The sequence below is a fragment of the Candidatus Flexifilum breve genome (genome assembly GCF_016713355.1).
In genome coordinates this window covers 702,067-719,054 of sequence record NZ_JADJPI010000037.1, presented here as the reverse complement: position 1 = coordinate 719,054, position 16,988 = coordinate 702,067, and the positions used below count along the sequence as shown (strand labels likewise).

The 16,988-nt window shown below is 60.8% G+C and carries 9 protein-coding genes; 4 read left to right on the top strand and 5 right to left on the bottom strand.

Annotated features, from left to right (window positions below):
• Positions 1–63 precede the first annotated feature (63 nt).
• The 4 genes from IPK17_RS34095 to IPK17_RS34080 are packed head-to-tail and all read left to right on the top strand — an operon-like array spanning position 64 to position 5,746.
• Positions 64–1,425 carry a family 4 glycosyl hydrolase gene (locus IPK17_RS34095; RefSeq protein ID WP_343422184.1) on the top strand — a complete coding sequence of 454 codons (1,362 nt, stop codon included), beginning with the start codon at positions 64–66 and terminating at the stop codon, positions 1,423–1,425.
• A 35-nt stretch (positions 1,426–1,460) separates the two neighbouring features.
• Entirely contained in the window at positions 1,461–2,573 is a 1,113-nt protein-coding gene (locus tag IPK17_RS34090; RefSeq protein ID WP_502749677.1) for a homoserine dehydrogenase, read from the top strand.
• A gap of 13 nt (positions 2,574–2,586) precedes the next feature.
• On the top strand, positions 2,587–5,385 hold the full coding sequence (locus IPK17_RS34085) for a WD40/YVTN/BNR-like repeat-containing protein (RefSeq protein WP_343422182.1): 2,799 nt from the start codon (positions 2,587–2,589) through the stop codon (positions 5,383–5,385).
• A complete protein-coding gene (locus IPK17_RS34080) occupies positions 5,276–5,746 on the top strand; it encodes a hypothetical protein (RefSeq protein ID WP_343422181.1) in 471 nt (156 codons plus the stop codon). Before IPK17_RS34085 ends, IPK17_RS34080 begins: the two co-directional genes overlap by 110 nt.
• 70 nt (positions 5,747–5,816) lie before the next feature.
• Here the strand turns inward: IPK17_RS34080 and IPK17_RS34075 are convergent, their stop codons facing one another.
• The 5 genes from IPK17_RS34075 to IPK17_RS34055 all read right to left on the bottom strand — a co-directional run bounded on the left by IPK17_RS34075 (position 5,817) and on the right by IPK17_RS34055 (position 16,971).
• On the bottom strand, positions 5,817–11,726 hold the full coding sequence (locus IPK17_RS34075; RefSeq protein WP_343422180.1) for a sensor histidine kinase: 5,910 nt from the start codon (positions 11,724–11,726) through the stop codon (positions 5,817–5,819).
• Between the two features lie 602 nt (positions 11,727–12,328).
• Positions 12,329–13,531: an NrfD/PsrC family molybdoenzyme membrane anchor subunit gene (gene nrfD, locus IPK17_RS34070; RefSeq protein WP_343422179.1), complete on the bottom strand. Its 1,203-nt coding sequence runs from the start codon at positions 13,529–13,531 to the stop codon at positions 12,329–12,331.
• Complete coding sequence (gene dsrO / locus IPK17_RS34065; RefSeq protein WP_343422178.1) at positions 13,531–14,346, bottom strand: sulfate reduction electron transfer complex DsrMKJOP subunit DsrO; 816 nt, start codon at positions 14,344–14,346, stop codon at positions 13,531–13,533. Before dsrO ends, nrfD begins: the two co-directional genes overlap by 1 nt.
• A complete protein-coding gene (locus tag IPK17_RS34060) occupies positions 14,343–15,269 on the bottom strand; it encodes a cytochrome c3 family protein (RefSeq protein WP_343422177.1) in 927 nt (308 codons plus the stop codon). Before IPK17_RS34060 ends, dsrO begins: the two co-directional genes overlap by 4 nt.
• A gap of 85 nt (positions 15,270–15,354) precedes the next feature.
• Positions 15,355–16,971 carry a rhodanese-like domain-containing protein gene (locus IPK17_RS34055; RefSeq protein ID WP_343422176.1) on the bottom strand — a complete coding sequence of 539 codons (1,617 nt, stop codon included), beginning with the start codon at positions 16,969–16,971 and terminating at the stop codon, positions 15,355–15,357.
• Between the last annotated feature and the right edge of the window lie 17 nt (positions 16,972–16,988).

The window sequence follows — 16,988 nt, the reverse complement described above, 5'->3', positions numbered from 1 at the left end:
AACCTCCCCTCTCCCGTGGGAGAGGGGACTGAGGGGTGAGGCCAATCATTTGGAGAAGAAACCATGAAAATCGTGTTGATTGGCGCGGGCAGCGCCCGCTTTACGCAAGGTCTGGTCGCCGACCTCATTTTCTCACCCCAGTTAGGCCCGTATGAACTTGCGCTGGTGGATATCGATCCGGTGGCGCTGGATGTGGCGGAAAAACTAGCGCGCAAATTAATCGAACACACGGGCGCGGCGATCACCATCACGGCGTCAACTGACCGCAAAGCGCTGCTCCCCGGTGCGCGCTACGTCATCACGACGATTGGCGTGGGCGGGCGGCGCGCGTGGGAGCAGGACGTGTTCATCCCGCGCAAGTATGGCATCTTCCAGCCCGTCGGCGATTCGGTCATGCCCGGCGGCATCTCCCGCGCCATGCGCATGATCCCGGCGATGGTTGACATCGCCAAGGATGTGCAAGCGCTCGCGCCGGACGCCTACCTGTTCAATTACAGCAACCCAATGACGGCCAACTGCTGGGCGGTGCGCCAAGCGACCGGCATGAACATCGTCGGGCTGTGCCACGGCGCGTTCCGCGTCGAACGCAACCTCGCCAGTCTGGCAGGCGTCCCCGAAGATGAAGTGACGAGTGTTGCCATTGGCTTGAACCATCTGACATTCTTCACCAAGCTGTATCATCATGGGCGCGACCTGATGCCCACACTGCATACCAAAGCCGCGGCGCTGTTCAAAGATCCTGCGCAGCAGAATTTCCCACTGGCGGGCAACAACTTTGACGATCATCCGATGGGCGCGAATCCGCTGTCGTGGTCGCTGTTCGAAGCCTACGGCGCATACCCGTCGGCGAATGATCGCCACGTAACCGAGTTCTTCCCAGAACGCTTTCCCGGTGGCCAGTATTACGGGCGCACGCTCGGCGTCGATGCCTACTCGCTGGAAGATGCGATTCGCATCTGGGGCGACGAGGTCTACGAAGAGATGCGCGCGCAAGCCAACGGCGAAAAACCGCTGAGCGAAGAATTGCTCAAGCGGCGGGTGGGTGAACACGAACAACTGCTGCAGATCATGCAGTCGATTGAGTGGGATGAACGCAAGATCTTCTACGCCAACCTGCCCAATGACGGCGCGATCCCGAACCTGCCGCCGGATGCGGTGCTGGAATTCCCGTGCGTCGCGATGGCGGGCGGCTTGCATGCCATCCACTTCGACGATTTCCCCGACGCGCTGGCGGCTGTGCTGATCCGCAAGATCGCCGCGAACCAGCTCACGGTCGAAGCCGCGCTGACGGGCAGTCGCGAACTGTTCACCGAGGCGCTGCTGATCGATGGCGCAGTGACAGATCGCGATCTGGCGAATCGTCTGCGCGACGAAATGCTCGAAGCGCACCGCGCCAATTTGCCGAATTTCTTCCCGGCGGGGTGAGCAGATCGATCTACAGTTTGTAGGGACGCAATTCATTGCGTCCGGTTAGTTGCCTGAATAACACAAGCGGATGCCATGTATGGCATCCCTACACAGTAAAGTACCTAGGGAGTCGTACAATGCGCCGCGTGAACTGCATCATCAGCGGATTAGGCAACATCGGGTCGCGCTTTGTGTGGGTGCTCAACCAGAAACAGGCGCAGATCCGCGACCAATACGGCCTCGACGTGCGCCTCGTCGCGGCGGTCGATGTGGACGGCGGCGCAATTGACCCTAACGGACTCGATCTCGCGGCGATCGCGGCGCTCGAACGCAAGGCCAGCGTCGGCACGCTGCCCGGCGTCGGTCAACCCGGTCTCGGCATCCTCGACGTCTTGCAGCGCGTGGACGCCGATGTCTTTTTCGAGGCGACGCGCGTCAACCTCACCGATGGCGAACCGGGCATGAGCGCGATGCGCGCGGCTATTCAGCGCGGCATGCACCTCATCACCACGAACAAAGGGCCGCTGGCGCTCGATTACGCGGGCTTCCGCGCGTTGGCCCGGCAGCACAACGTGACCATCCGGCACGACGGCACGGTGTTCGGCGGGTTGCCCGCGATCACCATCGCCGAGCGCGACCTCGCGGGCGCGACCATCACCAAGCTGGAAGCGCAGGCCAATCTCGCCAACAGCTACATCCTCGCCAAAATGAGCGAGGGCTGGAGCTATGCGGACGCCGTGCAGGGCGCGAAAGACGTGGGCGCGGCGGACCAGGATGAGACGCTCGACGTCGACGGATGGGACGCGGTGATCAAGCTGGTAATTTTCGCCAACGCCGTGCTCGGCATGAACGCCAAAATCGACGATGTGCGCCGCGAGTCCATGCGCGATGTGTCGCCGGAGCGGATCACCGAGGCCAAAAGCCGCGGTAATGTGCTCAAATACATCGCGGAAGCGGTGCGTTTGGACGATGGGCGCTATGATCTGGCGACCGGGCTGCGCGAACTGCCGCGCGATCACGCGCTGGCGGCGCTCGGCGCGCAGCACATGGGCGTGAGCTACACCAGCGACCTGTTCGGCACGATCACGGCCTCGATCCACGAAACCTCGCCGCTGCCGTCGGCCTCGACGATGCTCCGCGATCTGCTCATTCTCTATCAATGCTAAAGGACACATTCACATGACGACTCAACCCGCATGGCTTGGTGGCTTGCAGTGGCGTTTACTCGGGCCTTACCGCGGTGGACGGGCGACGGCGGTCGCCGGGCATCCGACGGATCGCATGACCTTCTATTTCGGCGGGTCGGGCGGCGGCGTATGGAAGACCGATGACGGTGGTCACCTGTGGACGCCCATCGCCGATGAGTTTCTGCAAACCGCTCCGGTCGGAGCAATTGCGGTTGCGCCGAGTGCCCCGCATATTCTGTATGTGGGCATGGGCGAAAACGTCGTCGTGCAGTTCCATTCCGGCGGTGACGGTGTGTACCGCTCCGGCGATTCCGGCAAAACATGGCAGCATGTCGGCCTCGCGGAGACGCACACCATCGGGCGCATCCGCGTGCATCCGACCGACCCCAACCGCGTGTATGTGGCGGCGCTCGGTCGGCGCTTCGGTACGAACCCAGAACGCGGCGTGTACCGCACAACCGACGGCGGTCAGACGTGGGAACAGGTGCTGTTCCGCAGCGACAAAGCGGGCGCGATTGACATCACGCTGGATGAGCACAATCCGGATATCCTGTACGCGGCCTTCTGGGAGCAGTTGATTCAGCCGTGGAACTACACGAGCGGCGGCCCGGACAGCGCGATTTATCGTTCACTGGACGGCGGCGACACGTGGGAAGACATCAGCCACAACCTCGGCTTGCCGCGCGGCTTGATGGGCAAGATCGGCATTGCAGCTTCCCCCGCCAAACCGGGGCGGGTGTGGGCGCTGATCGAAGCAGACGAAGGCGGCATCTACCGCAGCGACGACTACGGCGTGTCGTGGACCTGGCTCTCTGACGAGCGCAACTTCATGGTGCGCGCCCGCTTCTCGATCTGCATCGTCGCCGACCCGCAGGACGCCAGCACCGTCTATGTCGCCAGCCGCAAGCTGTGGAAATCGACCGACGGCGGGCGCACCTTCGGGCAGTTGAATGTCCCCTACGTCGATCAGCATGATTTCTGGGTCGACCCCAACGATTCCGGTCGCGTCATCCTCGGCGATGATGGCGGCGCCTCCGTCTCGTTTGACGCGGGGCGCTCATGGTCGACGCTGCTCAACCAGCCGACCGCGGAAATCTACCGTGTCACCACCGATAACCACTTTCCCTACCGCGTTTATGGCTCGCAGCAGGACAACAGCACGCTCGCTCTGCCCCACCGCTCGGAGCGCGGCGCACTTTCGATGCAGGAATCGTACGACATTGGCGGCGGCGAGAGCGGCTATATCGCCGTGCGCCCCGACGACCCGAACATCGTGTATTCGAGCGACCTGCCGGGACTGGGCATCACCCGCTACGACCACCGCAACTTCCAACTGCGTGAGATCGGCCCGTGGGGTGAACCGGGAGCGTGGGATAAGCTGGAACTGCGCTACCGCTTCAACTGGTGCGTGCCCGTCAAGCTCTCGCCGCACGATCCGAATGTGCTGTACAGCGCCGCGCAGTACATCTTTCGCACGACGAACGAAGGCCAAAGCTGGGATATCATCAGCCCCGACCTGACGACCGCTGATCCCTCGAAGATGATCATCACGGGCGGTCCGGTGCAGTTCGAAGACGCGCTCGCCTACGCCTACCCGTCAATCAGTTCGGTGGCGGAGTCACCGGCTGAACGCGGCGTGATCTGGGTCGGCACGGATGACGGGCTAATTCAGGTGACGCGCGATGATGGCGCGACGTGGACGAACGTCACCCCGCCCGACTGCCCCGCGTGGTCGACGGTGCGCATGGAACCGTCGCGGTTCGCGCCGGGGAAAGCCTACGCGGTCGCGACCAACGTCCGTATGGATGATTTCCGCCCGCACCTGTTCAAAACCGAGGACTACGGCGCGACGTGGACGCGCATCACCGATGGCATTCCCGATTATGACTTCGCCCGCATCCTCCGCGAAGATGTGGAGCGCCCCGGCCTGCTGTACGCGGGGACGGAGCGCGGCGTGTGGTGCTCGCTGGACGATGGCGCGTCGTGGTTTGCGCTCAAGCTCAACCTGCCCGCTGTGGTCGTGTACGATCTGTGCGTCAAGGAAGATGACGTGATCATCGCGACCCACGGGCGCTCCATGTGGAGTCTCGACAATATTTCGGCACTGCGGACGCTGACGCCAGACACGCTGAACCAAGCGGCGCATCTGTTCCCGGTGCAGCCTGTCACGCGCATCACCCGCGAAGTCCATAAGCTCGACAGTCTGCTCTCGCTGTACACCGCCTATGTCGCGCCGAATCCGCCGAACGGGGCAATTGTCGATTACTATCTGCGTGAAACGCCCTCCGGTGATGTGCACATCGCGCTGATCAACGCGGCGGGCGAAGTCTTGCAGCAGTTCACCAGCCAACCGCCGCCGGAAGCCAAGCCGCGCCCGGTCGGCGCGCTGGCCTACAAGCTGGCCGGGGGATCACGCTTGCGCGGAAAGATACGCGGTGAGGAAGTACTCGGCTTGAAGTGGGGGGCACTCACGCTGCCGGATGAACCGGGCGCACAAGTGCCGACCCAGCCGGGGATCAACCGCTTCACCGTGCCGATCACCGCGCCGGGAGCCGACATCACGCCCGGTTTGCAAGGCTGGGTGACGCCCGCCGCGCTCGTACCGGGAACGTATACCATTCGCCTCACGGTCGGCGATCAGGTCTACGAGGCGCCGCTGGTCGTCGAGAAAGGATCCGCGCGTGAATACAACCATCGGCGAGTATCAAGCGCAGTACGACCTGCTCATCCGCATCCGCGACCGCGTCAACGACATTCACCGCGCCATCGGGCGGTTGTACCGCCTACGTAAGCAGCTCGTGGAGCGCGCGAGTTATTTCAGTGCAGAATCCGAACTGGGGACACGCTGCACAGCTTTGATCACGGCGCTGACCGAGATCGAAAACCAGCTCATTCAGCCGGATTTGAACGAAAACAGCGGCGAACTGGACGGCACCCACTTCCCGGATCGTGTGGATGGCAAGCTGCAAGCGCTCAGCTATCAGGTGGCCCGCAGCGACAACGCGCCGACGCAGCAGGCGGTCGATCTGTGGAGCGTGCTAGATGCGCAGGTGACGGAGCAGGAAGCCCGCTTCGAAACATTGATCACGGACGAACTCACCGCGTTTAATGCGCTCTGCCGAGAACAGGATTATCCTATCGTCCGGCTTTAGACCCAGGGCTGCAACTCACGTCCGTAATCCGACCCTGAGCGGTCAGAGATTACGGACGGGGAAGCCGCAGTCATTCGGCCTCGTCGGCGGAGCGGTCAATAGCCTGCGCTGCCCCTTTGGGAAACACAACGTTGAAGGTCGTGCCGACATCCAGTTGGCTTTCGGGCGTAATGGTGCCCTGATGCAGTTCCACTGCCTGCTTGGTGATGCTCAAGCCCAGCCCCGTGCCGGAAATCGTGCCGACATTCGCGGCGCGGTGGAACGGCTCAAACAAATGCTTGAGATCGTCGGGCGGAATGCCGATGCCCGCATCCTGCACGCTGAACGTAACTGTATGCGCGTCCTGCGTCAGGCGCACATCGACCGGTTTGTCGTCCGGCGAATACTTCAAAGCGTTCGAGATCAGGTTGCTGATGATCTGGCGCATCAAGCGCTCATCAAACCACGCCACCACAGGATCATCCGGGGCGACATAGCGGATGCGCTCCTGATAAAGCAGTTGACTCTCGAACTCCTCGACGACTTCGCGGCACAGTCGCTGAATATCGCCGCTTTCGGGTCGAAACTCCACCCGCCCAGCCTGAATCCGCGCAAGCTGCAGCACATCATCCATGATGCCTTTCATATACGCGACCTGATGGCGAATTTTGTTGAGGCGCGCGTCCAGTTGCGCGCTGTCCATCCGGTCGCGATAAATCGTCAGCGTTTCGACCGTGGCCAGAATCGCAGCCAGGGGCGTACGGAATTCGTGCGAAGCCATCGAGACAAAGCGCGTCTTGAGTTCGCCTAGCTCCTTTTCCTGTGCCAGCGCCTGCTTCAGCGCGACTTCGGCTTGCTTGCGTTCCGTGATGTCGATCACAAAGCTCATCACCAGCGGCGCGGAGTCCATGTCGACAAAGCTGAACTGAATCTCTGCTGGAAATTCACGTCCGTCTTTGCGCCGTCCCGCCACCTCAACGGCCTCCATTCGGCGTTTTTCGGCGATGGTGCTCGCATGGCGCTGCTCGGTGTGATCCGATCGGAAGGTATCCGGCACCAGTCCTTCGATCATCTGCCCGATCAATTCTTCGCGGTCGTAAGCGAAGAGTTTCTCGGCTTCCTTGTTGGCCAGTACGATCCTGCCACTGCGGTCACTGATGACACAGGCGAGCGGCGCAGATTCGATAAACTGGCGGAACTTCTCCTCGCTGGCGCGCAGGGCTTCCTCCGCCGTCTTCCGTTCAGTAATGTCGGTTCCGACCGCCTGAATCGCGATGACCTCATTCTGATCGTCGACAATGACCTGATCGGTCCAGACCTGCCAGCGAATTGAACCGTCGGGCCGGATCACCTGATGCTCGTAGGTGCTCGTTCCACGTGTCCGCAGAAGCTCCGCGTAAAATCTGCGAATGTCCGCGTGTTGCGCTTCCGGAATCAACTCTAAGAAACTGTGTCCGATCAACTCTTCCGCTGTCTTGTCGAAGTACCGGCAGTAGGCCCGGTTCACGAAGGAGAGCGTGAGATCGGGCTGGTACCGGCAGATCAATTCGGACTGGGTTTGAACCACACTCTGGTAGCGTGCTTCGCTTTCCCGCAGCGCGTCTTCCGCTGCCTTGCGCGCGGTGATATCATGCAAGATTCCAATAAATTCGAGGGGAGCACCGCTCACCGGATCCCGCACGACGGTGTAGGCAATTTCAACCCAGATGATCTGCCCCAGCTTGTGCAGAATACGTTCCTCAATCTTGAAATAGGTCGCCCCCGCCGCAGTCGCCTCGCTAGCGAGGTGGATTGACGGCGCTTGGTCATCCGGATGCACCAACATCAGCCCCGAACGCCCGATCAATTCGTCCGGCTGATAACCAGCGAGCGCATAACTGGACGGACTCACAAACGTGAAGGTCGTGTCCAGCGTCTGCTTAATGATCACATCCTGAATGTTTTCCGCCAGCAGTCGATACCGCTGCTCACTCTGCCGCAGCGCCTCTTCCGCGCGCATACGTTGACTGATATCGTGGATGATCCCGATGAGCTCCAGCGGCTTGCCGGACTCCGCGTCACGCACCACCGTATTGGTGATTTCCACCCACACATAGTGTCCGTCTGTGTGCCGCAGCCGCTGCTGAATGGTGAAGAACGTCGCGCCGCTCACCAGCGCCTGCACTGAGGCCGCAGTCGAAACAGGCACATCGTCAGGATGCACATTCTCCATCACTGGGTGACCAATGAGCTCTTCCGGTCGATGACCGGTCAGGCGGTAGGTAGATGGCGTCACAAACGTGAACAGCCCCTCCGGCGACAACTTGACGATCACATCCTTGATGTTTTCGGCCAGCAGTCGGTACCGCTGCTCACTGTCGCGCAAGGCGAATTCGGCGCGTTTACGGGCGAGCAGCGCGCCGACCGTCAGCGCGTACAGCGCAAGAATATCCATTTGCGCCTTGGTGATGGGACGATGCTGCACGCCATTATCAATCGCTAACCACCCGAGCGCTTCCCCATTCCAGAGCGCCGCGACGGCATTATGCCCAAAGCCCATCGGCTTGAGATTGGCGTACAACTGCGCGTGTTCTTCAAACGCGAATCGTTCTTCGCGATCCAGCGTCCGCTTGAGGATCCCCGTCAGACTGCCGGGGTCAATCCGCAGATGATATTCGGCGACCAACTGACCGTGTTCATCCGTGCCATACGTTCCGGTAGCACTGCCATCATGCGGGTCATATAACAGCAGCCCCACCCGCTCATAGTCGAAGTGCGCTAAAGCCTCTTCGACGGCGGTGCGGTAGAACGCATCCAGATTTTCCGCCCGCGTCAGGCGAATGGTCGAATTGTGCAGCGCCTTGAGATAGCCTTGCATCCGGCGTTCCTCATGGCGCTTCTGCCGCATTTCCGCTTCCACCAGCCGCTGCGCAGTGATATCTTCGAAGGTACTGACCACGGCGGTGGGTTTGGTATCCCCCGGATTGATGACCGCCTGCGTGTTGATCGAAATCCATGACAGCTCGCCATTTGGTTTGCGCACGCCCATAATGACGTTCGCTTGCGGCGTCCCCGTCCGCAGCGTAACCATCGCCGGATGGAATTCACCGGGGAACGGCGTGCCATCTTCGTGAATGGCCTGCCAGTGCTCGTCAAACGAGGTGAGTCCGCGCAGCTCGGTCATCGATAGTCCCAGAATGGTGCTGGCCGCGGCATTGCACACCTGAATCATGCCGTCCGCATCCTGCATCACAATGCCTTCCGACAGCGCGCTGATGGTGGTGCGGTAGCGCGTCTCGCTGATGCGCAGCGCTTCTTCATGCGTTTTGATCGCCGTCACATCGTGCGTGACGCCCAGCACACCGATCACTTCACCGTTCAGATTCCGCAAGGGCACTTTGTTGGTCAGCGTCCAGTTGTGCTTGTTGCCGACCTGAAGATACTCGCTCTCCAAATCTTTAAGCGAGATGCCTGCGTCAAGAATCTCTTGATCCTGCCCCCAGAAACGCGCGGCGTCTTGCGGCAGGAAGAGATCGGTATCCGTCTTGCCGATGAGCGCCCCCGGGTCTGTATAGCCATGGAACTGAGCGTATGCCTGATTGCACAGGCTGAAGCGATGCTCCCGGTCTTTGACGTAAATGAAATTGGGTACGGCATCAATGATGGCCCGCAGCAGGTTCCGCTCCTCGGCAATGGTCTGCTGCACCGCCTTAGTCGCGGTGATCTCCACATGCGTCCCTAACATGCGCACGGGTCTACCGTCCGCTGTCCATTCCATCACCTGACCGCGATCCCACACCCATACCCAATGCCCGGCCTTGTGTTTCATCCGGACTTCGCAGTCATAGTAGTCAAGGTCGCCAGCAAAGTGCTGCTGGAGGAGCTGCTGTGATCGCTGCAGATCGTCGGGATGCGCGAGACTGCTCCATGTCGAAATGCTGATCGGCGCCAATTCCTCCAGCGTATAGCCAACGATTTCCGCCCAGCGCTCATTGAAAACGGTCTCTCCGGTCTGGACAAACCATTCCCAGGTTCCGGCGCGCGTGCCCGCCAGCATCATCGACAGGCGTTCTTCACTTCTCCGCAGCGCGGCTTCAGCCAGTTTGCGCTGCCGCACATCGCGGATGATGCACACAAGATTATTGACCTGCCGCCCCGACCGATTGACCGGCGCTAGGCTGATTTCCACGTCAAAGTCGCTGCCATCTGCCCCCCGAGCGCAGGCTTCGATATGCTGGGTCTCATGGGAGGCCGCCACCTCATGCACAGCCATCTCCAGGCGACTGGCGCAATCTGGGTGGAAGTAGGTCATAAATGGCACGTCAACTGCGGCAGACACGCCGAAGAGGGTCTCAAAGGCGAAGTTCGCCTGCAAGACAGCGCAGTTGACATCCAGCAGCACAATTCCATCACCGCTGTGGTTGAAAATCGCCTCAAGTCGATCTTTCGCCCGTTCCAGTTCGACCGTTCGTTCCGCGACGCGCTGTTCAAGCTGCTCATTCAGGGTTTGCAGCGCGCTTTCCGCTTGCTTCTCTTTCGTGACATTGATGCTGATCCCGCCAATCAACGGCAGCCCCTGCTCCTGCGGGATCAAAAACTTGAGGATGCGCCAAAAGTAATACTTACCGTTGCGCTCGCCTTGATAGGCAAACTCGATGCTGGGCTGGCCCGATTCCAGAAGCTGACGGTTTTCATCCCGGATAAGCCGCGCCTGTTCCGGGCTGGTATAGTCTTCCGGCAAGCGCCCGACGATTTCGTCCGGCGTCAAGTGGAACGAACGCGCATTGATTGAATTACAGTACTGGACGCGGCCTTCGTGATTCTGGATGAACGTCCCGGCGGAGAGCTGTTCCATGAAACTACTGAACAGCCGATTGCTCTGGCGCAATGCGGCTTCAGCCTGCTTGAGCGGCGTGATATCACTCACATTGATGAGCGCCAACGGGACGGGAGCGGAGGTATCGCGCACGGCCTGCACGCTGATACGAAGCCAGTGCTGCACGCCACCCAAGTTTCTGGCTTCCTCTAGAATTTGTCCGGTGCCGGTCTCAATAACCGCCTGCACCACTTTGAGTCGGGCATCCGCTACCTCAGCCGGGAAGAAATCGTGCAGCGATTTGCCGACGTAACTCTCATCCAGCAAATTGACAGCGCGCTTGCCCACCGAATTGATGAACAGCATCCGCCCGAGCGCGTCGAGCAGCACAATGCTGCTGTCGGTGCTTTCAACCACCCCGCGGTAGCGCGCCTCGCTCGCCCGGAGCGCAGCTTCGGCCTGTTTGCGCTCGGTGACATCCCGGCACGAGTACAGAATTTCACCCTGCTTGAGCGCGCTGTGCTTGATGTTGATCAGCAGATGCCGCACTTCGCCCGTCGGCCTTCGGATATCATGCTCGATATTGGTGATTTCACCGTGCGCCCGCAGTCGATCTGGGTCGATGAGGTTGGTACCCAACAGCGCGGAGATCGTCCCCAGCGCTTCCACCTCCGCCGCGGTGTAGCCGAAAATCACGCTGACATTGGGACAAATGAAGCTGAATTTGCCCGCCATGTCGGTCAAGAACACCGCATCCGAGATACTGTTCAGAATCAGGCGATGCGTCTCTTCGGATTCTTGCACCGAACCCTGCGCCTGTTTGCGGTCGGTGATGTCGCGAAGGACCTCGTTCATACGGATCGGTTGGCCCTGCGCGTCCCGGTTCACCCACAGCCGATGATGCACCCACCGCACTTGGCCGTCCGGCCAAATCAAACGATGATCCAAGTCGGCCTGCCCCGCGCGTACAGCTTGATTGTAGGCCGCCAACGCGAATTCGAGCTCATCTGCGGGCACAATCCGTTTGAACAGCTCCGGATCATCCAGAAAGGCGCGCATTGGGCGCCCAAGTATGGTCTCGACCGATGGACTGCCATAGATCAGGCGGCGTTCCGACAAGGAAAATGACAGCACGGCATCCTCCATGCTGTCGAGAATGTCACTATAGACCTGAGCAGGGTGTTCAAGGTTGGGGGTCGTACTCATAAGCTCTATAGCCTCCAATCCGGCAAACTCAGGAGCCGTCTGAGAGCCTGGTCACGTTGATCAACACTGGCGGAAGCAAAGACAGTGAATGTGATTTATAGATAAGTCCATCGTAGATCCAGCGGCGGCGGCGCCTAATCTCCTCTCCAAATTTGGGCGGGAGCGGGGGTACGTCGGCTGCGTACGGTAGTCGCGGCGCCTTGGCGCTCGTCGAAGGTACTATCCATAAATTACGTTAATTAATTTTAGTTCCACCAAGTATTTAGTCTCAATCTCAATAATGTATTTACATCTAGTTCTTTATCCTTAACTAATTATAGCACCATTCTTATGCCTCAACCGTTTTGGTTTCTGCGTGAACGGTGTAAACGGTCCGGGGCAGAAGCAGCCGACAGGCAACCGGACGAGCACGGGTTCTAGTTTGGATGCGTTGTAGGGAGATCGAGGAACAGGCGCGGCGCCGACCACCGCAGCGGAGGAATCAGAATAGCCCCGCGTCCTGCACGGTCAAGCGGGCGGCGTGGAAGACAGATAACCGTGGGGACGCGAGTCGCGTCCCACGAGGTGATCGCGCTGACCCTAGTCTGTGCCCGACCTAACGATCAATGCGCGTGCCCTGACTCGGACGGGAGCAGCGGCAGGAAGCGCAGCCCCAAACTGAACATCAGCAGCGCATAGCCGAGCACACCGACGGCGACGCCCCATTCCACCGGCGATGGGAAATAGCCGTGTGCCGCGAACAACTCGGCGCTGCCCGGCGTCCAGTCGAGCGGCAGAATCAAGCCGGAGAGCGTGACATTCCAGCGGTTCACGACGGTGCCGAGCGTTGCGAGCGCCGCCGCTGCGATGATCCAGATATCGCGCTGGCGGAAGCGCGGCGCGAGCAGCAGAATTGCCGGGATGAGCGCGCCAAACAGCACTTCGACGAGCCAGAACGTGTCACCATAGGGCGTGATCTGATCGAGCAGGCTCTGGGCTTCGGCCCGGGCGGGCAAGTGGCTGTAATAGCTGGTCGCCAGAAAATCCCACAACTTGAGGTACAGATAGGCCATCATCATCAGGCCAGCGAAGCGGGCGATATTGGCACGCAGCGCCGAGTCGATTTGGCGGACGCGCTTGAGGTTCTCATAGATGATGATGAGTGCGAGCGTGACCGTGCCCCCCGCCGCAACCGCCGACACGATGAACATCACCGGAAGCGACGGCTTGAACCAGATCGGACGCGCGACGAGTACGCCGTAAGTCGCGCCGAGCGACGACTGGTGCAGCAGCGACAAGCCCAGACCAACCACCGAGACGATTGGCGTGAGGCGATGCAGGAAGTGCCCGATCTTCGGGGCGAACGGGAAGCGCTTGCTCACCACGTCGCTTTCCAGCAGGATGGGGCCAAATTCCACCATCAGCACCGTCGAGTAGAGGATCACGCACATGGTGATCTCCCACAACACGGAGTGCACATTCCAGAACAGAATCGGATGCCAGAAGCGATCCGGTCGCCCAATGTCCATGAGGAGCGCCAGCATCGCCGAAGTGTAACCGACCAACCCGACGAACACCGCCGTCCGCGCGATGCGCTGGAACGACTTAACATGGAAGATATAGGCGATAGTGGAGAGCGAGAACGCCCCTGCCCCGAGCGCAATGGACGTCAGGTCGACGGTGATCCACAAGCCCCACGGCACCTGATTGGTCAGCGCCGTGATGCCAAGACCCTGCGTGAAGACTAGAATGCCGGACACCAGCCCGATCCCCAACAGCACGGCGAGGAGGGCGAGCCAGACTCTGAAGGGAGTGAACGCGCGCATCAGATTAAGCCCTCCGGCGGGATGTAATAGACATTCGGTTCGGTGCCGAGATCTTCGCGCAGGCGGAAGGTCGGGTTAGCCGCGATCAACCGGGAGACCGGGCTTTCGGGATCGTTCAAATCGCCGAAGACGCGCGCCTTGACCGGGCAGATGTTGACGCAGGCCGGGGTGGCTGCGCGGTCAACGCCGGGCACCAGCCCCTGACTCAAACCGCGGTCAATGCGATGGACGCAGAAAGTACACTTCTCGACCACGCCGCGCGGACGCTGTTCCACTTCAGCCGCGCCCCATTCCGCTTGATAACCGCTCGCCGTCGCGCGCGCCGTCCAGTTGAACGACCGCGCGCCATACGGGCAGGCCACCTGACAGTAACGGCAGCCGATGCATTTATCGTAATCCATGATGACGATGCCGTCTTCGCGCACGAAAGTCGCGCCGACCGGGCAAACCGCCGCGCAGGGCGCATCCTGACAGTGCAGGCACGGGCGCGTCAGGTGATAGACGTTGCCCGTCTCCGTTCGGTCAATCAGATGCACGTTCCAGCGCATGTCATCGAGCACATCGTTGACCGCCTGACAGGCATACACGCAGTAATCACAGCCGATGCACGCGCGCAGATCGATCACCATGCCCCAGCGATGGCGGGCATCGCCGTGCGCGTGCGCGCTCCGTTCGCCCGTCTCCAGCGCTATTTCCTGATCCAGCAGGGCGCGCAGTTGATCGGCATTAGATAGGGCGGCAGCCGCGGCCACACTGATGCCCACGCCCGCCATGAGCCGCATGAAGTCGCGCCGGGTGATGAACTGCTCGCTCATCCCGATTTTCCTCCGCTCGAACGGCGGCTGACCAACGCATAGAGACCGAGCGCGATTAAACCTGTGAGCGCCGCGCCGAAGAGCAATCCCTGCACGCCCAGCGACAGCGCCGTGTTGTCGCTTTCGACCTGCTTGGTCTGGAGTTCGGCTTCCAGTTCACTGATGCGCACCTGAGCTTCTAGCAGCGGTTGTTCACCCGTGCCCGTCGAGATCAACTGCGTTTCGTCGAGATCATCGTGGCAGTCGAGGCAGGTTTTCGTCTCGACATTCGCGTCGTGTCCGGTGGGCATCAGGTTGCCCGTCAGCACATGATCGGCCTCAAGCGTGGCTTTGTGCCAGTGACACTCGACGCACTGCTGATCCGGATGCGCAACGTGCGCATAATCGGTGCGCGGTTCATCATGGCAGTTCAGGCACAGCGCGTCAGCTGTTTCAAAGCGCAGCGTTTGGGGGTGCGGGTTGTGACAGGTCGTGCAGGCGAGCTGCTGTGTGCCGTGTTCGCTCATCTGCCATTCGGCATAGGTGGTCGTATGGCAGTCGGAACATACGCGCACGCCGGGATCCGTGCTGACCACTTCCGGCGGGTGATTCGCAGGCGTCGCCCCGTGACAGGCGAAGCAGGTCACGCCCGGCTGCGCGTATTCGCCCGTCGCCGGGATGAACCCGGTAGTATGACACGCGAGGCACTCGGTTTGCGCGCCGCCATCTTGCCACGCCGTTTGAAATTCCGCGTCGTGGTACGCCTGCGCATGATGGCTGTCTTGCCAACTGGCAACGATATCAAGGTGACATTCCGCGCAGTCCTGCGGGACGGGTTCGGGGGTGACCTCCGCGTCCTGTGCCGACACGGCGTACGCTGCCCCGGCGATCAACAGGAGGACGAACGGAATAATCCAGCGGCGAAGGGTCGAAAGTTGGCTCATGGTCAACGCTTTTCTGACCTAAGAAGATGAAAAATCGATATAAACAGGGGCGCAGTACACCGCGCCCCCGAAATCTTGAAAGTGATTATTCGGTGACGAGCGCTTGTCCCGCGTTCGTCCAAGCGCCGACGCCGCCGGCCAACACGCGCACGTTTTCGTAACCGAGCATCCGCAGAATGGTCATGGTCATCGAGCTGCGGTGCGTCGGGTTGTCGTAGACGACGATCGACGCGGTCAAGTCCTGCGGCCATTCCGCCTGCAGGGTGAACATGTCGGCGAAACTGACGTGCACGGCGCCTTCGATCCAGCCAGCCGCCCATTCGCCATCCGTACGGACGTCGATGAGGATCGGCGGGTTTTCAATCAGTTCGACGGCGAGGTCCGGGGCACGCACCGTCCAGTAGCCTTCGGGGATGCTGGTCATGTACGCATCGACGGCGGCGAAGACATCAACGTCAAATTCCGGCGCGGTGCCTGCAACCGCTTCGGTCAATTCGGTGCTGACCGGGTTGCCCGCATTCGTCCAGCCGCCAAAGCCGCTGAGCATGCTGCGCACGTTGGTGTAGCCAAGCAGATTGAGCGCGGTCATGGCAATCGCCGACCGGTGCCCGCTGCCGCAGTAGACGACCATCGGTTGGTCGAGGTTGGGCAGCAGGTCGAGGTGCTGTGTCAGTTCCCCGAGCGGGATGTTGATCGCCCCGGCGATGAAGCCTTCAGCGAATTCGTCAGCTGTGCGCACGTCGACGAGCAGCAGATCGTTTTCCGCGGCCAGTTCGGTCGCAAGGTCAGCAACGCGCACCGCGTTGAAGGTTTCCGGCAGGCCGGCGACATAGCTGGCGATGTAAGTGTTGAGGTCAAATGGCACGCCCACCAGCGGCAGCTCTGCCGCCAGCCAACCATTGACGCCGCCCGACATATTGCGCACATTGGTGTAACCCATGATGCGCATGAGCGACATCGCGAGGCCACCACGAACGCCCGACTGGCAGTAGATGACGATGTTAGCATCTTTGTCTGCTGGCCATTCGCTCTGACGCGCCGTGAATTCGGCGACCGGAATGTGCTGCGCACCTTCAATGTAACCGCTGTTCCATTCCTCATCCGTGCGGACGTCGATCAGAATGGGGGGATTCTCGACCAGTTCAGCCGCGAGGTTCTGCGGGCTGACCAGCGCGTAGCCTTCGGGCAGCGTGGCGAAGAAGTTATCTACCGCCGCGACCACCGCCGCATCGATTTCCGGCGCGCTGCCCGCTTCCGGCACAAACGCGTCGAGCGTAACCGGCAGTTCTTCACCGGCCCACGCATCGAAACCGCCGCGCAGCACCTTGACGTTGGTATAACCGAGGACATTGAGCCCCGTCGCCGCCAACATCGCGCGACCGCCACCCTTGCAGATGACGACAATTGGCGCGTCGAGGTCGGGCAGCAGGTTCAGGTTCTGGCCCACGGTGCGGATCGGCACGTTGAACGAACCTTCGATGTGGCCGGCTTCGTATTCGGCGACTTCCCGAACGTCCAGCAGGGTGAGTTCCTGTTCGACCAGCAGGACGTTGAAATCATCCACACTGATCATGCCGTAGCCTTGCGGCAGCGCGCTCCCGAACGCCTCAACGCTGGCGACGACCGGGGCTTCCTGCGCCGCGACAAAGAACGTCGGGAAGGCAAGGAGCAGAATAGCGAGAAGCAGTACTAATTTTTTCATGGTATAGCGACTCCGAT